At 47.2% G+C, this 22,816-nt stretch carries 15 protein-coding genes and 1 riboswitch; of the genes, 11 read left to right on the plus strand and 4 right to left on the minus strand.

Features of this window, described 5'->3' with window-relative positions; translation table 11 throughout:
• Positions 1-74: 74 nt before the first annotated feature.
• A riboswitch (purine riboswitch) is annotated at positions 75-177 on the minus strand.
• A gap of 127 nt (positions 178-304) precedes the next feature.
• Entirely contained in the window at positions 305-670 is a 366-nt protein-coding gene (locus tag QP775_RS11400) for a YxeA family protein (protein ID WP_285106114.1), read from the minus strand.
• 301 nt (positions 671-971) lie between these two features.
• On the opposite strand from QP775_RS11400, the gene QP775_RS11405 reads away from it, so the two are divergent.
• Both QP775_RS11405 and QP775_RS11410 read left to right on the plus strand, forming a co-directional pair.
• Positions 972-2,630: a DEAD/DEAH box helicase gene (locus QP775_RS11405; protein ID WP_285106116.1), complete on the plus strand. Its 1,659-nt coding sequence runs from the start codon at positions 972-974 to the stop codon at positions 2,628-2,630.
• Positions 2,631-2,710: 80 nt separating this feature from the next.
• A complete protein-coding gene (locus QP775_RS11410; protein WP_285106118.1) occupies positions 2,711-4,510 on the plus strand; it encodes a diguanylate cyclase domain-containing protein in 1,800 nt (599 codons plus the stop codon).
• 72 nt (positions 4,511-4,582) lie between these two features.
• Here the strand turns inward: QP775_RS11410 and QP775_RS11415 are convergent, their stop codons facing one another.
• Positions 4,583-5,497: a TetR/AcrR family transcriptional regulator gene (locus tag QP775_RS11415; protein ID WP_285106120.1), complete on the minus strand. Its 915-nt coding sequence runs from the start codon at positions 5,495-5,497 to the stop codon at positions 4,583-4,585.
• 236 nt (positions 5,498-5,733) lie between these two features.
• Here QP775_RS11415 and QP775_RS11420 point away from each other — a divergent pair, with 236 nt between their 5' ends.
• The gene (locus QP775_RS11420) at positions 5,734-9,012 is read left to right on the plus strand and encodes an efflux RND transporter permease subunit (protein WP_285106122.1); all 3,279 of its coding nucleotides are present in this window, start codon (positions 5,734-5,736) and stop codon (positions 9,010-9,012) included.
• 471 nt (positions 9,013-9,483) lie between these two features.
• Here QP775_RS11420 and QP775_RS11425 read toward each other — a convergent pair whose 3' ends face one another.
• Both QP775_RS11425 and QP775_RS11430 read right to left on the minus strand, forming a co-directional pair.
• Entirely contained in the window at positions 9,484-9,921 is a 438-nt protein-coding gene (locus QP775_RS11425; RefSeq protein ID WP_239328959.1) for an Rrf2 family transcriptional regulator, read from the minus strand.
• A 48-nt stretch (positions 9,922-9,969) separates the two neighbouring features.
• Positions 9,970-11,046: an ArsR/SmtB family transcription factor gene (locus QP775_RS11430; protein ID WP_285106125.1), complete on the minus strand. Its 1,077-nt coding sequence runs from the start codon at positions 11,044-11,046 to the stop codon at positions 9,970-9,972.
• A gap of 158 nt (positions 11,047-11,204) precedes the next feature.
• Here QP775_RS11430 and QP775_RS11435 point away from each other — a divergent pair, with 158 nt between their 5' ends.
• The 8 genes from QP775_RS11435 to QP775_RS11470 all read left to right on the plus strand — a co-directional run bounded on the left by QP775_RS11435 (position 11,205) and on the right by QP775_RS11470 (position 22,666).
• Positions 11,205-12,311: an NAD(P)H-dependent flavin oxidoreductase gene (locus QP775_RS11435; RefSeq protein ID WP_350338968.1), complete on the plus strand. Its 1,107-nt coding sequence runs from the start codon at positions 11,205-11,207 to the stop codon at positions 12,309-12,311.
• Positions 12,312-12,618: 307 nt separating this feature from the next.
• Positions 12,619-14,052, plus strand: a complete 1,434-nt coding sequence (locus tag QP775_RS11440; protein WP_285106127.1) for an APC family permease — start codon at positions 12,619-12,621, stop codon at positions 14,050-14,052.
• Between the two features lie 175 nt (positions 14,053-14,227).
• Positions 14,228-15,001: a DUF2087 domain-containing protein gene (locus tag QP775_RS11445; RefSeq protein ID WP_285106129.1), complete on the plus strand. Its 774-nt coding sequence runs from the start codon at positions 14,228-14,230 to the stop codon at positions 14,999-15,001.
• 29 nt (positions 15,002-15,030) lie between these two features.
• Positions 15,031-15,396, plus strand: a complete 366-nt coding sequence (locus QP775_RS11450; protein ID WP_239328954.1) for a GIY-YIG nuclease family protein — start codon at positions 15,031-15,033, stop codon at positions 15,394-15,396.
• A gap of 142 nt (positions 15,397-15,538) precedes the next feature.
• Positions 15,539-17,332 (plus strand): S9 family peptidase, encoded by a 1,794-nt coding sequence (locus QP775_RS11455; protein ID WP_285106132.1) that lies wholly within the window; start codon positions 15,539-15,541, stop codon positions 17,330-17,332.
• A gap of 359 nt (positions 17,333-17,691) precedes the next feature.
• Positions 17,692-20,436 (plus strand): ATP-dependent helicase HrpB, encoded by a 2,745-nt coding sequence (hrpB, locus tag QP775_RS11460; protein WP_285106445.1) that lies wholly within the window; start codon positions 17,692-17,694, stop codon positions 20,434-20,436.
• 164 nt (positions 20,437-20,600) lie between these two features.
• Complete coding sequence (locus QP775_RS11465; RefSeq protein ID WP_239328952.1) at positions 20,601-21,092, plus strand: CcdC family protein; 492 nt, start codon at positions 20,601-20,603, stop codon at positions 21,090-21,092.
• Between the two features lie 209 nt (positions 21,093-21,301).
• Positions 21,302-22,666, plus strand: coding sequence for a radical SAM/SPASM domain-containing protein (locus QP775_RS11470; RefSeq protein ID WP_239329210.1), 1,365 nt, complete (start codon positions 21,302-21,304; stop codon positions 22,664-22,666).
• The last annotated feature ends 150 nt before the right edge of the window (positions 22,667-22,816 follow it).

Raw genomic sequence — 22,816 nt, forward strand, 5'->3', positions numbered from 1 at the left:
AAAAACTCTAGCGCGATGCTAGAGTTTGACTGCAAGGAGAATGGAAAAAGCATCAGCCGCCTTACTGGCCGACCAACTGCTGAATCATTCCTCGTAGTCAAACTATTTACGGTAGCCTGGTAGAGACTTGCGGACCTTATTTCCGCATATTATACGAGAATGAATAGAAAGATATTTAGATCATCTTATAGAGTGGCAACTTGCACGTCAAGGTTCTTCTTTACAGCGTTAATGTTTCCGTGAAGTGAATTTTATCCAAAGACGCAACCAGTTTATAAAAAAAGAATTACGTCTTTGGAAGGGGTTAAGTACTTACTTTTATTTTGGCCGCACTGGGGATGTCTTCGAGCTGTACTTCGTTATAAGAAATGACGGTATCTGCCCTCATCGTTATTTTGAGATAAGCATGCTGACGCAGCACTTTCAGCCCGTTAAACGTAATGTCGCGTTTATTGCCTTGTTTATCAAAGCCAGGCAGGGTATACATATAGTTGATGTATTCTTCACCTTTGTCGGTCTTGCTTTTTTCTACCGTGTATTTATCTCCGATTAGAACATAGTATTCTTCTTTTTTGGAAAATGGATTATGCTCTGGCGCGTAATTGATGAAAGCGATAAACATGCCCGCCATTAAGGCAAATATGAGTACGATTCCGATTAATTTTTTCATGGTGTCACGTCCTTAAAATAGTGTCATTAATCTCTGTATGTTCTCTGCTTTAATCATAAAATACAATCACAAGTGAAACCATTTATTTGACAGGCATTAACCTTAAGATTTTGTCACACAAGAACAAAAGGGAAATATAGGGTGAACGGAAATGTTCATGAATGGAGCACCTTAGAAATTGCTAATAATCCTATACAGATATGGTATGATTAACGCTTAGTAATAACGTGTAATATCTACTGTTATACCGTTTAGTACTATGTAATTTACCGCGTGTAAACGCGAAAGGATGATCAGATAAATGACACAGAATAAAGGTTCTCATATACCTACGTTTAAGAAGTGCGGCATTAACGATGATTGGATACAGGCTTTAAGCGTTCAAGGCATCACCCAGCCTACGGCCATTCAAGGACAAACCATTCCCGATGTGTTGTTAGGCACTGATGTGATCGGTCAAGCAAAGACGGGAACGGGCAAGACATTAGCCTTTCTGCTTCCTATGCTGCAGCGATTGGATCGCCAATCTGAAGCTGTTCAGGGGTTGATCGTTGCCCCAACACGAGAACTGGCGCTGCAGATTACAGCAGAGGCGAATAAGCTTGCCGCTGCGTATGCATCCAAATCCAAGGAAACACCAATTCCGGTGCTTGCAGTCTACGGTGGACAGGATGTAGAGCGCCAGATGAGAAAGCTGAAAGGAAATGTGCAGATTGTAATTGCCACGCCTGGACGATTGCTGGATCACTTGCGACGCGGCACGATTGAATTGTCCCATTTGAAGACGCTCGTACTGGATGAGGCTGATCAAATGCTGCATATGGGCTTCCTTGATGAAGTGGAGCAAGTGATAGCGCAGACACCAGTTGATCGTCAGACGCTGTTGTTCTCGGCGACGTTAACGGACGAGGTGCGTGCTTTGGCTTCGCGGTATACACGTTCTGCTAAAGATGTAAGAGTCGAAAGCGAGCGTATTACGGTTCAGGGAATCGAGCAATGGGTGTTGGAAACGACGGATCGTACGAAGCAGTCTACACTGCGCGGCCTTCTGAAGGAACTGAACCCTTACCTGGCTATTGTGTTTTGTCGAACGAAGATTCGTGCCAAAGCACTTAATGAGGCACTGCAGCAATATGGCTTTATCTCGGACGAACTGCATGGTGATCTGTCGCAAACGAAGCGCGAGCAGGTTATGCGCACTTTCCGCGATGCCAAGCTTCATATCCTTGTTGCAACGGATGTGGCTGCTAGAGGTATAGACGTAGATGGCGTCACGCATGTATTTAACTATGACATGCCACTGGATACTGAAGGTTATGTCCATCGTATCGGCCGTACAGGCCGTGCTGGCAATAAAGGTGTAGCCATTACGATGGCAGCTGCCAAGGACGGCGGTTTACTGCGTGCGATCGAGAAGGGGCTTGGCCATGCCATTCCGCGTTGGCAGCAGAGCGGCGTGTCCTCCAAACCAGAGCGGATCTCTGAAGGACGCTCCAGCTCCAAGCAGTCCGGTCCTCGCTCGGCGCAATCAGAGAGAGGGCAGTCAAGACGCTCATCCGATGCACGCACGGAGCGTGATGGAGCAGGCAGATCTGGCCGCGCAGCATCATCTTCACGCCGTTCAGATCGTTCAGCTTCAGAACGGTTCGGAAATTCTGCTCCGCGGGGTAAGGGTGGACGGCAGGGGGATCAAGACAAGTCTCGACGGACGGGTACGTCAACGGAGCAAGGGCGCAAAGCGGAGCGAGGCTTTGATGCAGCAGCGAAAGGTCAAGGATCACGGAATAAGAAGTCGGATAGAGGCTCGTTTTCACGATCTGCTTCCACACGTGATAATGGAGCGGCTGCCACTAGATCGGGGAAGCAAGGTGGAAGAGGTTCGCAAAGTGCTAAAAGTGCGTTGTCATCCAAGCGCGGGACTCAACGACAACCGTCAGGTTCTTCCCGGCGATCGCGTTAATCACATACAACGAGCGAAACCTTTTTGGTCCAGGGCCAGTACAACTTAGGGTATAAATATCAAGGAAGGGTGTACTTGCTATGTCGCATGTGCGTGATTCGATAACGAGTCTCGTGAACTTAACGACGACACGTAAACAGAGGATAACAGCACTGTTGTTTGCCATCATGATCCTTATCGTATCAGTTGCCATCATGCCGACTGCAAATACGAAGATATTCGAGATCAAATCCTTTATCCCGATGTTGACGGCCTGGATTCTGTTTGGTGACTTGATGACGTCATACTTGTTATACATTCAATATCGAACTTCCGGCTCCAATCCACTGCTCATTTTGTCTGCATCGTTTATGTTTACAGGGCTAATTGTGATTCCGCACTTGTTGACATTTCCGAATATCGTGGCAGAAGGCTGGTTTGTGGATAAGGAGCAGACATCTGTCTGGCTGTGGGTCGTGTGGCACATGGGGTTTCCCATTGGTATTTTGCTATATACGTTTACGTTGGGCCGATGGGACTCTGCGAGGGAAGGATGCCGTGCTTTCTGGCTCCGGTTTGCGATCGTGGCGGGAACGGTCTGTGTGATTGGATTGATTGTGTTCGCTGTTGTACGCTACGAGTCGCAGCTACCCTTAATGATTGTCCATCACGATTACAGCAAGCTGACGCGGTCGATTATAGGCCCTATCTTGTGGGCAGTAAACTTATTGGCAGTGGTCTATTTGTATTACAGGACACGTGCCAAAAGTTTACTGCATTTGTGGCTCATGGTATCCACTTTTGCTTTTTTTCTGGATGTATCGCTAACCTTGTATGCGGAGTCCAGATTTAGTCTTGGCTGGTACGTGGCACGAGTGAACTCTCTATTCTCGGCATCAGCGGTACTGGTTATTTTCTTTTATGAAATTAACCGCCTCTATATCCGTTTAATTCGTTCTCAGGAGAAGCTTGAGCATTCAGAAGAGCATCTGAACCGCATTTTAGGCAGTATAACAGATTCTTTTTTGGCGGTAGACCGGCAGTGGAAGTATACGTATATGAATAAAGAAGCCGAGAAATACGTAGGCATCTCGTTTGAAAAAGTAAAGGGAAAACATTTTTGGGCAATTAATTCACACCTATTAAATACCGCATGGTATACGATGGCACAACTAGTGATGAAGAACAAAGCTTCGGAGGAATTTGTCTGGTACGACAAGTCCAAGCATCATTGGTTGGAGATTCGTATTTATCCTTCTAACGATGGGATCTCCATTTACTTTCGGGATGTGACGGAGCGAATGGTGGCTGAGGGTCAATTAAAAGAGGCAAACGAGAAGCTGCAAATGGCCAATCGGCTGCTGACTGACTTTTCATTTACAGATGGATTAACGGGAGTGTACAACAGAAGGTATTTCGACCAGATGCTTCAGCAAGAATGGCAGCATTCTATGCATGATCAAATTCCACTTTCCTTAATTATGTTTGATATTGATTTCTTCAAAAAGTACAACGATAACTACGGGCATCAGATGGGTGACGAATGTCTCACGTCAGTTGCACATGCAGTTAGGGATGCGCTGGCGAATACGACGGCAATTGTTTGTCGCTACGGGGGTGAGGAATTTGCTATCTTGCTGCCGCAAGCGGATCGCGAAGCTGCAATTCGATTTGCGGGTACGGTTCGCGAAACGGTTAATAACCTTGCCATTCCCCATCAGGCATCCAAGGTATCAGCGTTTGTCACATGCAGCGTAGGTGTGGCCACCGTACAAGTTCCTGCAGATACAGATTCGAGCTCACAGCAAGGACGGCTTATAATGAGGTCAGATGCTGCATTGTACGAAGCAAAGCAGTCGGGACGAAATCAAGTAAAGTATACGGATGTTCATCTGGAATAAAGAGGGCGGGCTCATCTTCATAGAGAGCTGCCCTCTTTGCCATATATTAAGGTGATTCATGGAACGGATACACTAGTTTGGATCGCTAGCGACTGCTTTTACAGGTGCAGCAAAAGCTTTAATCTCATAATAGACACCAATGTTGGCCTGCAGGCTGCGCAGCTCCGGAATAGCTGTTAAATTGTGCAGCATCCCTTCAATAAGAGGGGTACGCGGCTCGTCGGCCTCCATCTCATCTAAGAGAATTTTCAGCGTGACCTGAAGGTGAGTTGAGTCTTGCTGCTCCATTACTTTGGCCAGAATATGCTTAATCTGTTGAATCAATATTGGCCTCATGTCCTTTGGACTTTGGGGAAACGCTGAACACATCATATTAGAAAGATCATTATTTGAGAGCAGCGGTTGTTCTTGCGATTGGATTAATCCTTCCACAAGATGGTCCAGGCGATTCACCATGTAGGCTGCGACGCGGGCGGGTTCCAATTGAGCCTTATTAAAAATGATAAGCTCCATTACCGCGTTGAGCATTCCTTGGAGCAGCAGCACAATATCGTTGACGTGTGCTGTGATTCGTTCGCCATATAACTTAAAGACGTGTGATGTATAGAAGGTAATTCCTTCGGACCTCATCCGTTGTATAAATGCAGCCATGTCCTGATTAAAAGGTATTGCGTGCTCCCTGGCATGCATAATAATAAATTCTTTATGCTGCGCGAGCTCCTCGAATTGGCACTGCATTTGTTTAATAAAGGAGTCTCTTTCATTAAGCCCTTCATTCTCTATTTCTAATACCCGGCTTTGAATCCGATCGTAATAATAGTGGAAGGTGGCCAACAGCAGTGCTTCCTTTGATTCAAAGTATAAATAAAAAGCACCCTTGGATATGCCGCATTCAGTCGCAATTTCCTGAACGGAAGTGGAAATAACCCCCTTGCAGGCAAAAAGCTTCATTGCGGTTTCGATAATGAGCTTCTCTTTTTCTTTCATGTCTACGCTCCTATAAGTTTCAATACTTTCCATTATGCTGTTTCCGTGGCAAGAGTCAATAACAGATTATACTGCAGCCTAGTTATGGGGAAGGCTATATGCAATACATCTAACATGCACAAATGAACCAGTTGGTCATTTGACTTGAACTGACTAGTCAGTTATATTATGAATTGTTATGACTTTCGGGTCAAGCTGGAGAGGAAACAAGGATAAAGAGAAGGAGGAGAAATGGGTTGAACAGTCTTATAAATTTTACTTTAAAAAATAAGTTTGCCGTATGGCTATTGACGATTATTGTCACCGTTGCCGGCCTATACTCCGGTATGAATATGAAGTTGGAGACACTGCCCGACATTACGACCCCGGTGGTCACGGTCACGACAATCTATCCGGGTGCAACGCCGCAAGAAGTGACCGATAAGGTAACAAAGCCCATTGAACAACGGCTCCAAAATTTAAGTGGTGTAAAACTAGTAGGTTCTTCCTCATTCCAGAATGCTTCCCAAATTCAGGTGGAGTACAGCTTCAGCGCGGATATGGACAAGTCAGAGGAAGAAGTAAAGCAAGTTCTTTCCGATATTAAATTACCTGAAGGCGTGCAGCCTTCAAAAGTATCTCGTCTAAGCTTTAACGCTTTCCCGGTTATTACGTATAGTGTTTCTAACGATAAAGCATCGCTCGCCGTATTAACCAAGCAAGTGCAGGATAATGTGCTTCCGAAGTTAGAGGGTATTGAAGGTGTTGCTAATGTTCAAATTTCCGGTCAACACGCAGAGGAAGTACAGCTCGTCTTTGATCAAGAGAAGCTGAGCAAGTACGGTTTGTCCCAAGATACGGTACAAGCTATCATTAAAGGCTCAGATCTACAGTTTCCATTAGGCGTGTATACATTTGGATCTAAAGAGCAGTCCGTTGTCATTGATGGGAAATTAACAACGATTGATGATCTCAAAGGGCTTGAAATTCCATACAGCCCAGCTCCTCTGGGAGGCGCAGCCGGTATGACCGGAGTGACAGGCCAAGCAGGAAGTGCGGGAGGTATGGCTGGGATGACAGGTTCCGCGGGCAGCGGTGCCTCTGGTGGAGCTGCAACAGGTCAGAACGGAACCATGCCAGGCACAGGGCTAGCAGCGGGATCAGGAGCAGGAAACGGTGCCTCTGGCGGATCGAAATCAGGTCAGAAGTCACAGCCCATTGAATTGAAGCTGCCAACCGTAAAGCTTGGTGAACTAGCCAAGATCGAGCTTGTGGGCAAGGCAGAATCAATATCTCGCACAAACGGGAAGGATGCCATTGGCATTCAGATCGTAAAAGGTGCGGATGCCAACACGGTTGATGTGGTGAATGGAACAAAGCAGGCTGTCAGTGAACTACATGATAAGTATCCTGATCTTGATATTATTTCTACAATGGACCAAGGCAAGCCGATTGAAGAATCGGTAAATACGATGCTTAGTAAAGCTATTTTTGGCGCTGTTTTTGCGATGTTGATTATATTGCTGTTCCTGCGTAATTTCCGGACAACTTTAATCTCAGTTGTGTCGATTCCGTTGTCCTTGTTGATCGCAATTCTGGCGCTTAATCAGATGGATATTACGCTTAATATGATGACTCTAGGCGCGATGACCGTTGCGATTGGACGTGTGGTAGACGACTCAATTGTCGTCGTGGAGAATATATTCCGTCGTATGTCGCTACCAGGCGAACAGCTAAAGGGTAAGGATCTGATGCGTGAAGCAACTAAGGAAATGTTTATGCCCATCTTCTCTTCTACAATCGTTACGATTGCGGTATTTTTACCGCTCGGTTTAGTTCAAGGGATGATTGGCGAGATGTTTCTGCCATTTGCGTTGACAATTGTATTTGCACTGCTTGCTTCGCTGCTTGTGGCTGTCACGATTGTTCCGATGATGGCACATTCTTTATTTAAGAAAGGAATCAAGAGCAAGCAGCACGCACACGATGAGCACCCAAGCCGATTAAGCCGCGGTTATAAGAAGGTGTTGAACTGGTCACTTAATCACAAAGCAATTACATCTATTGTTGCAGTTGTGCTGCTGGTCGGCAGCTTTGCGCTTGTGCCGTATGTCGGGGTCAGCTTCCTGCCCTCGCAATCCGAAAAGATGGTGATTGCCACATACAGCCCAGAGCCTGGGCAAACTCTAGATGATGTGACCAAGACTGCGGAACAGGCTGATCAATTTTTCCGTAAGCGCAATGGGGTTGAGACGGTTCAATATTCATTGGGTGGTGAAAATCCTTTCAGTCCTGGAAGCACCAATCAAGCGTTATTTTTCGTGAAATATAGCAAAGATACGCCTGAATTTACAAAAGAACAAACCCAGGTTCTGAAGGATCTGCAGGCTGATTCAAAGAAAGGCCGCTGGGGAACGATGGATTTCGGAGCCGGTGGAATGGGAGGCAACTCCTTAAAGGTGTATATATACGGAGATAAGATCGAAGAGATGAAGCCAGTGGTTCAAGAACTGGAAGCACGCATGAAGAAAATTGCCGATCTGAAAAATGTAAAGTCGAGCTTATCTAAAACATTTGATGAATATACGCTGGAAGTAAACCAAGAGAAGCTTAGTGAACTTGGGCTGACGGCAGCCGAAGTTGGAATGAGCCTCAGTCAGCAGCGGGTGCGTCCAGTATTAACGACTGTTGAGAAAGATGGCGAGGAGCTAAATGTTTATTTGCAAGTGGAACAGCCAAAGTACGCTTCAATTGACGACCTCGTAAACAAGAAAATTACATCTCGTCTTGGTCAAACGGTAGCGATCAAGGATGTTGTCGAGGTGAAAAAAGGAACTACATCGGACACTGTAACTCGCCGTGACGGCCGTCTCGTCATTGATGTGAGTGGTGATATAACGTCGAGCAATGTCACAACCGTATCCAATGAAGTGAAAAAGGAAATGGATACGATTATTGTGCCTTCGGGTGTGGAGGTATCAATGGGCGGCGTTACCCAAGATATTAAGGAATCATTTACGCAATTAGGTGTTGCGATGGCTGCGGCCATTGCCATTGTATATTTGATTCTTGTGATCACATTTGGGGGTGGATTAGCACCGTTTGCGATCCTGTTCTCCCTGCCATTTACGATAATTGGTGCATTGGTTGCGCTGCTGATCGCGGGTGAGACCATCAGTATTTCCGCTATGATCGGGGCACTTATGCTGATTGGTATCGTTGTTACTAACGCTATCGTCTTAATTGACCGCGTTATTCACAAGGAGAAGGAGGGCATGTCAACTCGAGATGCCTTGCTGGAAGCAGGGGTTACTCGTTTGAGACCAATCCTGATGACGGCGATTGCTACGATCGGGGCGCTAATCCCGCTTGCGATTGGTATTGAAGGCAGTGGTATCATCTCACGTGGTTTGGGTGTTACCGTAATTGGTGGATTAACCAGCTCGACTTTGTTGACCTTGTTGATTGTACCTATAGTGTACGAGAGCTTGAGTAAGCTGCGCCGTAAGGATAAGCAGCACCAGGCTGCCGCATAAGATAAAGTTAAAGAAGCCGTTCCCTAAGTATTGTTACTTGGGGGCGGCTTTTGTTTGAATGAGGACCGTCTTTTTATAGTCATCGCATTATTCCAATTATTTGTCCATATCTGCTATATTCAAAGTCCTTAGCACCACTATCCCATTTGCTCAGAAGAAGTAGTATTACTCATCTTATGTGCTTAAGGATACTTCCGTGTTGAAATGGCATTTTCCACATATGTATAGATAAGGTTAACACGTAAAAGAGACTGCCCTTACAGCGACACTTGATATCCTCCTAAACGGTAGACAGGTGAAATAGCAGTAACCTGTTACTTTATGGGACTCCTATCACAGCTATGCTGCAGACAGTCTCTTCTTCTTATCTATGCATCTGGGAAGGGGATGCAGCTAAGCTTAGACAACGATAACGTATCATCCTTATCTTATCTGTCAGCCTCATTTATCCTGACAAGTAAACAACAAGCTCTATACGTTGATCTGCTTTCGCTCTTGAAAATCGTCTACGAGCGCACTCAGTGGAATCTCAGCCAAAACCCTTTCCATAGCGGCTTGCGCAGATACCAATATGCCTTCGAGTACAGACTGGATATTAGCACCCACAAAGCAATCTGGATTCGGCTGCTCGTGCATATGGAATAGTTCGCCCTCTTCGACGACTTCAACAGCTCGATAAATATCAAGCAGCGTAATCTGCTCTGGTTCCTTGAGCAACGTTGCGCCTCCGGTACCTGGACGGACTTGAACAAGTCCGGCTTGCTTAAGCTTACCTGTCAGCCTGCGAATGACGACAGGATTCGTATTCACACTGCCTGCGATCCAATCAGATGTCAGGAGCTGGCTGCGTTCCAAGGCGAGCAGACATAGAATATGAACGGCTACGCTAAAGCGACTGCTTATTTTCATGTTGAACCACCTCGATGTAACTATTATAGTTACAAATAAAATTATTTGTCAATGTCCGAAACGCGAGTGAGGGAGCAGCAGTGAAGATAACTCCTCTAACAAACGTTCGATCTGTTCAGGTTGGACTTGATACATAACCCGGTTTTCATGACGAGTAGCTTTTACCAGGCCTGCCTGACTTAATGCATTTACATGATGAGAAACTGTAGAATTTGTTAATTCAATTTCTTTAGCCAATTCATAACCATAACGTGGAGCTTGATTGAGCAATTGAATGATTTTGATCCGTTTCTCATCAGCAAGCAGCTTAAAGATGTCTGAGATCTGCTGGCTTTGGTTGCGCTTGGCTTGCAAGTAGGCTTGTCGATTCGCTCCGAGTATACACAGCATCTGTTTATCATTCAGAAGCAGCATGGAGGATGTATGAAAGAAATAGGAGGGAATAAAGATCGTCTCCAATTCCATATTCATTTTCTCATCTAAATCAAGGCCAAGCAAGGCATTTAAGTTATGCGCCCGTTCCTCTTCAAAAACATGCCTTAGCTGCTGCACGGTTTGTTCGTGAATCGTTTCAAATGGCATGGAGAATGCGGCATACACTGTCTCATAAAATTGTGTGACAATCGCCAAAAATTTACGCTTCGTTCCTTCTTCATCGTGGGCAAAATAAAAAACTTTCCATTGTTCTTCCTCTGATAAGGTGGATTGTTTTATGTGAGAGAGCAAGGATAGGGCATCCCATTCCGAATGCTCGTCTATAACGTCCGTGTCCTCCCATTTCACACATCTTAGGAAGGCGTTTAGCAGGTCCTTGGCAGGCAGATGCTCCAGCTCATGGATCGCTGCTTGAATATCGTGCAGTAACCCTTTTATATAGAAATCCTTTAACAAGTAAATGCCCATAGAACTCTCTGGATTAAAAAACAGCTGCAGGTCTTTTAACCCTTCCGCACCGATTGCTTGTCTGGCCTCTTTGACGAAGCGGTCGATATCTTTAGACGCAAATGCGGCAGCATTTGGCACGGATGGAGTCAGCATTTCATGATTAACGACGCGATACATCGCGGCAAACCATTCAAAGACAGGTGATATATGGGCATAGATAGAAGGGGCGATCGGAATCACGGTAATAGCTCCTTTACACGATTTCGATTAAAGTCGAAAGAGTGGTGAAATGTAAATCAAAATATATAGGGTGATTCTGGAAAAGTCAACATGGTATGATAAGGAAAATAGAATCAAGAAGTGTCTAATCCAATTATTGCATGGAGGGACGTATGGATATGGCTGCAGCTACGGCATTATGCAAATTGTTAGGTGTAAGATATCCCTTGATCCAAGCAGGTATGGCTGGCGGCGTAACGACACCAGAGCTTGTTGCCGCCGTTTCGGAGGCGGGTGGCCTCGGTACGCTTGGCGCCGCTTATATGCAGCCGGAGCAGATTCGCACGGCTGTCCGGCGCATTCGCCAGTTAAGTTCACGTCCATTTGCCGTGAACTTGTTTGCAGTGTCCATGCAGGACGATTGGACGCGTCTGGACGAGGTGCAAGAGCAGCTTCGCCCTGCAAGGGAGCGCTTTGGCCTCCCGTTGGGTGAAGCTGCGGCAGAGAGTCAGCACAGCTACTCGACGCCAGATTGGTTCGATGAGCAGCTTGACGTGCTGCTGCAAGAGGAAGTGCCTGTCGTCAGCACGGCCTTTGGCCTGCTGACGGAGTCGCGCATGCGCGAACTGCATCGCCGGGACGTTCTAGTCACGGCGATGGTCACGACGGTGCGCGAAGCGCTAACCGCGGAGCAGAGTGGCGCCGACGTCATCGTGGCGCAGGGAAGCGATGCGGGCGGGCACCGCAGCACGTTTGACCTAAGCGCCCATCCGCAGGGGGCACTGGTGGGCACATTTTCACTTGTGCCGCAGATTGTTGATGCGGTCCGCGTCCCGGTGGTGGCTGCTGGCGGCATCATGGATGGACGCGGTCTTGCCGCTGCGCTGATGTTAGGGGCGCAAGGGGTCCAGATGGGAACACGCTTCTTGACAGCGGACGAATCAGGTGCACATCCAGCTTATCAGCAGGTGCTTTTATCTAGTAATGAAGAAAGCACCGTCATGACTAACGTATTTTCCGGCAGGCCTGCACGCGGTATCAGCAATGCATTTATCCGTTCTATGGAGCTGTCCGAAGTAAAACCACTTCCTTTTCCAAGCCAAAATACATTAACAAACGAGCTTCGTCGTGCTGCTGCCGCACAAGACGATGCCGATTATATGTCATTGTGGGCTGGCCAGGGAACCAGGCTGCTGACGGCAGGCGAATCGGCGGCACATATTGTCCAGCGTGTCATGAGGCAAGCTGAATCCTTGCTTGGCGTGCACGCTGTTAGTTTGCATTAGCTGCTTGATGAGAATGGCTGGCAATGGTTATTCATAGATCAATTCGTCAGACCGCACCTGTTTTATAATCCATAAAATACCTATTTAAAATTCAATTATCTATAAATGGAATTTATTCTACAATTACCAGTAGGAAATGTTTCTCATTCTGTATATACTAATGAAGGGCCTATGAATGCATAGGCTCTTTTGTGTGTTTTTGCACATCCTGATTCAGGCCGATACGTGTAAGATGAGATGGTAACTTTAGGCAATGCGGGACATGCTATATTCACAGTTATTTTTAGGAAAAGGGAGATTAACAGCAATGAACGACAACGAAATGCAAAAAAAACTGCGCTGGTATAACATTGCTCTGATGGCCTTCATCTCTGTATGGGGTTTCGGTAACGTTGTTAACAACTATGCCAATCAAGGTTTGACAGTTATTACTTCATGGATTCTTATTATTGCGTTGTATTTTATCCCATACACGTTAATGGTAGGTCAACTAGGATCTACATTTAAGGATAGCAAGGGCGGCGTCAGCAGTTGGATTAAAGAAACGATGGGACCAAACATTGCTTACATGGCCGCGTGGACATATTGGGTCGTACACGTACCCTATTTGGCACAGAAGCCGCAAGCCATCCTAATTGCATTAGGATGGGCGTTTACTGGCAGCGGTAACTTAATTAAAGATATTTCTCCGGTAATGCTGCAGTTTATTACACTAATTATTTTTGTCTTCTTTTTATGGATCGCGTCGCGCGGCATTACGTCGCTTAAACAGATTGGTACAGTTGCGGGAATTTCCGTGTTTGTTATGTCTTTGCTGTACATCGTGCTGGCGGTTACAGCCCCTGCTTTGACAGGTGCGACAATAGCTACAGCCGACATGTCCATCAAGTCTTTTATACCTGACTTTAACTTTGCGTACTTTACGACGTTGTCCATGCTTGTGTTTGCGGTGGGCGGTGCAGAGAAGATTTCACCTTATGTCAATGATACACACAATCCAGGTAGGGAATTCCCACGAGGAATGCTTACATTAGCTATTATGGTTGCCGTATGTGCGCTGCTGGGTTCTTTTGCCATGGGTATGATGTTTGACTCGAATAATATCCCTGCCGATCTGAAGATGAACGGCCAATACTATGCGTTCCAAATCCTAGGGGACTATTACGGATTAGGTAATGCATTGATGGTCGTCTATGCGATTGCCAACACGCTTGCTCAAATTTCAGCCTTGGCCTTCTCTATTGATGCTCCGTTAAAAGTGTTGTTAGCGGATTCCAGTGAGAAACATATTCCGAAGTCACTGCTGAAGATGAACGAACGCGGTACGCCGGTGAATGGTTATATTTTAACATTGGTCCTGGTTGGTATTTTAATTATGGTACCTGTCATCGGTATTGGTGAAATGAATTCATTGTTCAACTGGCTGCTTGATCTGAATTCCATCGTAATGCCGCTGCGTTATTTGTTTGTATTCCTTGCATTTATGGCGCTGATGAAATTGTCGGATAAGTTTACATCAGAATATCGCTTTGTCAAAAACAACAAGATTGGTTTTGCTATTGGCTTATGGTGTTTCATCTTTACAGCGTTTGCTTGTATTATGGGCATGTTCCCGAAGATGGAGGCCTTTACGAGCGAATGGTACTTCCAACTCAGTTTAAACGTAATTACGCCATTCATCCTGCTAGGTCTTGGATTGATCTTGCCAATGTTGGTGAAGCTTAACAAAAACCGTAAATAGAAATGACTGACTGCAACCTGTCTGAAGATTACTTCGGACAGGTTTTTCTTATGTCTGGCACCCAATTTAAGAGGTGTTATTGACAAATAATAAACGAAATAAGATAATGTTTATAAAATATCAAACAAATAAATCAAATGTTTATTAATTATAAATTGAAATGGGAGCTCATATTATGAAAAAAGACATAACCGATCTATTTCAGAATGCCACCGTTACTGAACTGAAGCTGGGGTACGTACACGATCTGTCCGATGACCAATATGTCTGTCTCATTTGTGGCGATTGTTACGAGCGTGGTGTCATTTATGCTGATGATGATGGGAGTACTGGATTATTTTTTGAAGCAGAGAAAAAAATGAAGCGTCACATTAAGCGCGAGCATCAATCCATGTTCCACCACTTGATTGAACTGGATAAGAAACGCACAGGATTGACAGATCTGCAAAAGGAACTGATCAGCATGTTTCATGACGGCCTGTCAGATGCAGACATCGTCAAGAAGCTGGGTGGCAGCAGTTCTACGGTTCGTAATCATCGGTTTACGATGCGTGAGAAGATGAAGCAGGCAAAGCTGTTTCTTGCTCTGATGGAGATGATGGAGGAACACAATGCTAGCGCGCCTAAGTTGGTGCCTGTGCCGGTGACTGCCAATATGGTAGATGAACGTTACGTCATCACGGAGCAGGAGCGTGAAGGATTTTTAAATCAGTATTTCCCAGATGGATGGGATGGCAGACTGACTGGATTCCCGAAGAAGGAGAAGCGGAAGATCGTTATTTTGCGCAATTTGGCTGAACACTTCGAACGAGGTCGCTTATACACGGAGAAAGATATTAATGCAGTTTTAAAGGAAGCATACCATGATTACGTAACGCTGCGCAGGTACATGATTGATTACGGTCTCCTAGACCGGAAAGAAGACGGAAGCCAGTATTGGTTAAAGTAATAAACGATTAAAAAGGAGAATCAAGGACGATGAGAACACGTGAAGAGCTGAAGCAGTTTGCCCGCGAGTACGCCAAGACACATCGTAAGATGGGGATTTATCAGGTGCGAAATAAAGTGACTGGTTATCAGATCATTGGCAGCAGCATGGATCTGGAGAAAGTGTGGAATAAAGAATCATTTGTATTAAAAATGAATGGGCATCTCAACCGCAAACTGCAGACAGAGTGGAACACCTATGGTGAGGAGTCATTTGAGATTGAGTTTCTAGAGCTGATCGAACCAGAAGAAGAGTGGATTACGAGCGATCAGGAACGAGTTAAATATAAGCTGATGCTTCAGAAGTTATTGGAAACCTGGACAGAGCGATTGCAAGAGACATCCCGTGAAAATTAATTCATGGGGTGTTTTTTCTTGCGACATCATGGAGTGAAAAGGATAATATTGACTTTCGATAAATATGCTAATATAGTTTTATCATAATCGAATGATATATTTTATGATTATGAAACTAATTATCGATAAGGGAGGATGCTGTATGATTCAGTTTCCGAAGCCAGAAGTGGAACAATATTTTCAGGTTAGTGTGATACGCCAGTTCACCGTTAATGCGGATGAGTCCAGAATCGTCTTCAGCAGTAATATGAATGGAAAATTTAACTTATGGGCGATGGAATTCCAGACAGGGCATCCTTTTCCTTACCCGCTAACGTATGAGGGACAAACCAGCAGCTTTATTAAAATGGATGGGGAAGGACGCTTCGTTTTGACTTCCTTGGACCGTGACGGGGACGAGAACTATCATATTTATGCGCTGCCCTGGAATGGCGGACAGGCGCTTAAGCTGATCGAAGGCGCGCCTGACGATAAGTATTTTTACGTGCAGATGTCAGAGGATGGAAAGCGACTCTATTATGTAACAAGCAAAGATAATTCGCAGTTTATGAATAGCCGGGTCTATGATCTGGAGACGAAGGAAGACAAGTTAATTCATGAAGGTGCGACAACAACGACTTTCTTGGTAAGCGTCAGTCCTGATGAGCAAGTGATTGCGTACTCGCAGTCTTACGCAAATACGTACATGCCGACCTATGTATGCCGCACTGGGGAAGAGCCCCAATGTGTGACACCGTCTGCTGATGTTGTACACGTAGTGGGTGACGTTCACTTTGTTGACAATGATACCGTGTTGTTTGTGACGGATTATGAGCAGGAGTATGCTTATATAGCACAGTACCAATTGTCGACTAAGCAATTCAAGCAGGTATGCGCCATTGAGCAGGAAAGCGTGACGGGTATTAAGTGGCATAAAGAAACGCGCACCTTATATGTGATCACGGAGAAGGGTGTTATCGACAAGTTGTACGCTTATGGCTACGACAGTGGCGAAATAGCGCCTATATCGCTCCCAGCGGATATCGTGGAACAGATAAGCGTAGCGGCATCCGGCAATATCTATGTATTGGCACGTGGAGCAACTCGTCCTACTAACATTTATAAATATACAGAGGGTGCTTGGGCAGCCTTGACACATAATGTAATGACAGGTTTATCCGAAGAAGATTTGGTCGATCCAGACATCGTTACCTACGATTCATTCGACGGTACAGTTATTGAAGCGCTGTTGTACCGCGCCAAAGAAGCCGTTGCAAACGGGTATACGATCTTCTGGCCGCACGGTGGGCCGCAGGCGGCGGAACGGAAGCAATTTCGTGCGATGTTTCAGTACTTGCTCGCACAGGGGTATCATATCTTTGCGCCGAACTTCCGCGGCAGCACGGGATATGGTAGCTCTTTTGTGAAGCTGGTAGAGTGTGATTGGGGTGAAGGACCACGCAAGGACTGCTTGGCTGGGATGGAGTGGCTGTTTGCTCAGGAAATTTCAAGTCGAGAGAAGTTGTTTGTATTTGGAGGCAGCTACGGTGGATATATGACGCTGCTGCTGGCAGGGCGTCATGCAGATTATTTCCGAGCAGCTATCGATTATGTAGGTGTCAGCAATCTATTTACCTTTGTGAATTCAGTGCCTGAGTTCTGGAAGCCGATCATGGAACGGTGGCTTGGCGATCCGGAGAAGGATAAGGAACGTTTTGTCAAAGATTCTCCGATTACGTACCTTGACGATATGACTAACCCCATGCTGATTGTGCAGGGTGCCAACGATCCACGTGTAGTTAAGGAAGAGTCGGATCAGATTGTTGAGGCTCTTCGTGCGAAGGGGCGGGATGTTGAGTATTTGGTGTTTGAAGACGAAGGGCATGGCGTTGTCCGCAAAGAAAATGAGAAGATCTTGTATCAGGCGATTGTGGATTTCCTCAAGCGTCATCAATAAGAGGGTTAGCCGTGCTCCATATGATGGGGTACGGCTTTATTTAATGTGTGGAGACACGAATTGCGTCTGTCTGTGATGGCAGGGTATAATGCCTTCATATTAGGAACGGGAAGCAGACTGCATAGATGTAGGACGGAACAGATTGGACCAGCATGATGCAGATGGGTATTTACTTGGTGCTGCATAGTCGCGTGAGGCTGAGCAGCACAGTATATTTCTTGTGCGTGGATATGGTGTAGAGCCATGTTAGGCGGAGAAGTCGCCTTAGAGCTGAGCAGTTTGAGGAGCTGTGTTAATGCGCTTAAGGACGTAGACCAAATGTGCTTCCGGCGGGAGAAGGGTGAGCAAAGATGAGTGAGATGGAACGGGGAAAACGGGAGCAGGGCATCTGGGATTCAGTTCGCTTGAAGCAGGCTGCGCTGCCGATAGACGAGATATGCCCGGCTATCGCTGAAGCGTTGGCGAGCGGCAAGGGGGCCGTGCTTGTTGCGGAGCCTGGCGCGGGCAAGACGACCCGCGTGCCGCTTGCGCTGCTGGATGCGCCTTGGCTGAATGGCGGGCGGATCGTGATGCTGGAGCCGCGCCGGCTGGCTGCGCGTGCGGCTTCGCAATTTATGGCGGCCATGCTTGGCGAACGCGTGGGTGATAAGGTTGGTTACCGTGTGCGTATGGATACAAAGGTGAGTTCTGCTACACGAATTGAAGTAGTAACAGAAGGCGTGCTCACACGGATGCTGCAGACTGATCCGTCGCTTGAAGGTGTGGGGCTGCTTATTTTTGACGAATTTCATGAAAGGAATTTACATGCTGATCTGGGCCTGGCACTAGCTTTGGAGGCACAGAGCGTGTTGAGAGACGATCTGCGTATATTAGTGATGTCAGCTACGCTTGAGGCAGAGCCTGTAGCGGCGCTTATGGATGGTGCACCGATCATCCAGAGCAAAGGCCGAACCTATCCAGTTGAAACGCACTATGTACCACGCTCAAGTCAGGAGCCGCTGGAGATCGCAGCAGCCCGCCAAGTAGAACGGGTGCTTCGTGCGTATGACGGGGACATTATGGTGTTTCTTCCCGGAGCAGGCGAAATTCATCGTACGGCAGGGGAACTTTCCAGAATGGGATATGGCGGAGCGAATCACGCAGATCGTTCCATTACAGTGCTGCCTTTATACGGTCAGCTGCCGCAAGAGGCACAAGATGCGGCGATCGCTCCGGGCCGATCAGGCATTCGCAAAGTTGTCTTGACGACATCGATTGCAGAGACAAGCTTAACGGTGGAAGGCATACGTGTAGTCATCGACAGTGGTTACAGTCGAGTCTCGCGGTTCTCGCCACGTACAGGAATGTCGCGTTTAGTGACAGAACGAGTCACGCAGGATGCGGCAGACCAACGGCGTGGACGCGCAGGACGACTTGGTCCTGGCATCTGCTACAGATTGTGGTCAGCAGAGGAACATGGACATTTGGCGAAGCATCGGATACCGGAAATGCTGGATGCCGACCTGGCGCCGCTTGCGTTAGAGCTGGCGGGATGGGGCAGCCCGGATGGAAGTACGCTTCATTGGCTAACGCCGCCGCCATCAGCTGCTTTCCAACAAGCGCGCCAGCTCTTAGATCAATTAGGCGCGGTGTCATCTGAGGGAAAGCTGTCGGCACATGGTAGGCTCATGATGTCGACGGGGCTGCATCCGCGTTTAGCCCACATGGTGCTGACGAGTATTCAGATGGGGTACGGCCGCGAAGCCTGCGAGTGGGCTGCACTCCTGCAGGAGCGGGACATCGTCAGACAGGGCTCTGCGCGAAGTGGCGGTTTCTCCTCTTCGGAGCGTCTCGGCGGTCCTGACATTCGATCGCGATTGGAACTCATCAGACAGATCGGTACAGTAAATAGTCGACAAAGAGCAGGCATGGGAGATAGCAGGTCAGAGGCTAATGTCAAAGGAAGCTCTGGTGCTAGTGCTGCTATAGGTTCTGAGACAACAAGCCATGTACCCGTAACGAACATGCTGGCCTCCAATCAGATCGATAGTGGCACGTTATGGCGTGTACAAGAAGAAATTCGTAGACTTGAGCGAGCATTCCCGGCAGCTGCCGAGCAGGGCCAAGGCAGTAAGGAGATGCAGGGCGGGGTACTGTTGGCGCTTGCTTTTCCTGACCGCATCGGTGAGCGTAGAGCGGACGGACGTTATCTTCTGAGCAGCGGCAGGGGAGCCACATTTGGAGGTTCGGCTGCACAAGATTCGATTGCGTATGCACCTTATGTAGTGGCTGTACAGCTCGATGATCAGGGAACGGATAGTCGTATTCAGTTAGCCGCCCGGATTTCATTAGAGGAGATTGAGGCCCATTTAAAAGCTTATGTTAAGCGTACGATCACAGTCGAATGGGATAAAGAAGCCGAAGCAGTACGTGCATTGGAACAGGTGAAGCTAGGAGCTATCGTGCTGCGCGAGCGACCGTATGCTCAGCCAGATGCTGATCAGGTGTTGGAAGTGCTAGTAGATTCCATAACCCGTCATCCAGAAGGACTGCATCTACTACCGTGGTCCAAGTCTGCCCGTCAACTTCAGGCTCGCCTTGAATTCATGCACCGTCACCGTCCTGATGAATGGCCGGCAGCGTCGGACGCTGCACTCCTAGCCACGATACGCGAATGGCTTGCGCCACATCTGTACGGCATGCGCAAGCGCAGCGATTTGCAGAAGCTCCAGGTCGCCTCGCTTTTGGAGGGGCTGCTGCCGTGGCAGATGCGGCAGCAGTTGGACGCCATGGCGCCGTCTAGCATCGTCGTGCCGAGTGGTTCCCGTATCGGCATAGATTACAGCAATCCCGAACAGCCCGTGCTGGCAGTTCGCCTGCAGGAGCTGTTTGGATTGCATGAGACGCCGCGCATAGCAGGCGGCAGGGTGCCGCTTACGCTGCACCTCTTGTCGCCGGCCCAGCGACCGGTGCAGGTGACGCAGGACCTGGCGAACTTCTGGCGGAGCACATACTTTGAGGTGAAGAAAGACCTCAAAGGCCGCTATCCAAAGCACTATTGGCCAGAAGATCCGACGGAAGCCATTGCGACACGGCGCACCCGTCCGCCAGGTGGACTAGCCTAGCTCATATAGTTAACAGTTGTGTATGTAATCGATTGGAAAGTGTGATCCAGATCACTTATAATAGAGAGATATCATGTATGGGTAATCATCTTCATCTGTTCCGTAAGTAGGAGGGAGATGGTTGAAGTACAGAGGTTAATGATAAGAATCTGGAGGTGACACAGATGCCGCATATAGCTGTATCTTCTCATCTGTTGTCGATACTGGTATCGTTGGTCGGGGGCGTAACTGTTATCATGCTGCGCTTGCGCGCGGCCAACAAGCCGACCAATCATATGAAGATTATTATGCCGCCGATTGGCATGGCGACAGGCTTTCTAATGTTTGTCGTTCCAGCGACGCGGATTCCTTGGACATACGGATTCATAGCCTTTCTTGCAGGGGCAATTTTGTTTGCTTACCCGCTTATCAAGACATCCAAGTTCCAACGAATCGAAGATGACATTTACTTAACACGTTCTAACATGTTTATCGTTGTTATTGTGGGTCTGCTTGTTATACGCTTACTGCTGCACGATATGGTGGAGCAATATGTAACCCTAATGCAGAGCGCCAGTATATTTTTTATTTTGGCATTTGGTATGATTATGCCATGGCGTCTTGCAATGTATGTCCAGTACCGCAAGTTAGTGGGGGCAAGCAGCAGTTCGTCTTGAGCAGCACGGGGTTTATCATATCTGATTGACTAATAAAGGCCGGTCCTCTTACGAGGAGCCCGGCCTTTTGTCTGTAAAGGGCGCAGCTTTTCCTGTACACGTGATAACCGTCATTGTTCAAGCATGGTTATTCAAGGCATGATAAGAGTGCCAATTATACATACATATAGAGATGTTGGATTACATGGGAGAAAGGATATGTGTCATTAATGCCACAATCTCAGCAATCTGCGCCTTCGGTTTGGAAGCCATCCCGCTTTAACGCCATTACGGAAGTTGATGACGGAGGGCTTGTTGTATTTAACAGTTATTCGGGAGCTATCGCGTCATTTTCTAAGGAGGAACGTGAACAAGTTCGGGGCACACTGTCGGGGCTAACAATGGCGAGCGATCCGCAGGGCTTGGTACAGCATCTGATCGAGCATGGGTTTCTTGTGCAGGAACATACAGATGAGCTGCAGCGGGCTACAGACCTACATCAATCCATGAACGTGACGGATACCATGCATCTGGTGCTGCTTTCGACTGAAGCGTGCAGTTTCCGCTGCAATTATTGCTATGAAACGTTCCCGCGTGGTCGGATGGAGAATCGGGTAATAACGGGTTTAAAACATTATGTACAACAGAAGGCAGCAACGCTGCAACATTTGCATATTAGCTGGCACGGTGGTGAGCCGCTGTTGGCTTGGGATGTCATTGCAGAACTTTCGACATCGTTTATGGAAGCGGCTGAAGCAGGCGATATGCAATATAGCGCCGATATCGCTACGAATGGTTATTATTTGACGGTAGAGAAGATGCAGCAGCTGCTGGGATGGAACGTAAATCGGTTTATGATTACAGTTGACGGACCAGCGGAGGTTCATGATCAGCGTCGTTCGCTTGCTGGTGGGGGCGGTACGTACGAACGGATTATGAGCAATCTAATCGCGTTACAGGCGACCCATCTGTCTTTTGACATTCATATCCGAATAAATTTCGATAACAGCACGCTGCAAGCAGTCGAGGCATTTATCCCCGAGCTTGCTAGACAGTTCGCCGGAGATGAGCGGTTTAAAGTATATCCGCGTCCGGTAGGATGTATGGGGGGAGAAAATGATCTTCAACTCCCAGTATGCGATGATCGAACCAAGGATGAACGAATCTGGTCTTATAATGAGCAGGTAGTTAATGAAGGACTTCAAATTAGCTCCTTTGTATCGGAAATACTAGTTCCTGGAGGGGCAGTATGTTACGCAGCTAAGCCTAATTCGCTAATTGTGGGGTCAGATGGCAAGCTCTACAAGTGTTCCGTCGCAATCGAAGAGGAATACAATCAGCTCGGTTATCTGGATGAAGAGGGACAGGCTCATATTGATCTGGATAAAATGCTGCTTTGGACAACGTCAGGTGAGGAAAAGGACGAGAACTGCCAAGCATGCTTTTTCCGCCCAGCCTGTCAGGGTAATCATTGTCCATTGTACCGCATGCGCACAGGCAATCGTCCTTGCTCCTACGAAAAGCGTCAAATTAAGAAGACCCTCCGTACCATCTGGCTTCAAGAGGAAGCCGTTACTGCAGCATTTATGAAATAATGAAGGAGGTGACTTGTCATGAAAATAATTCGTTCTGCTTCTCAAGCAGCTTGTATCCATACAGGGCGTGTCATGAAATCTGTACCTGGAAATCTAAAATAAATCGAAAAAGGGAAAGGTGTGATGTTAACACACCACTTCTCTGCGGTT

The organism is Paenibacillus sp. UMB4589-SE434, assembly GCF_030226685.1.
Lineage (GTDB): Bacteria > Bacillota > Bacilli > Paenibacillales > Paenibacillaceae > Paenibacillus_B.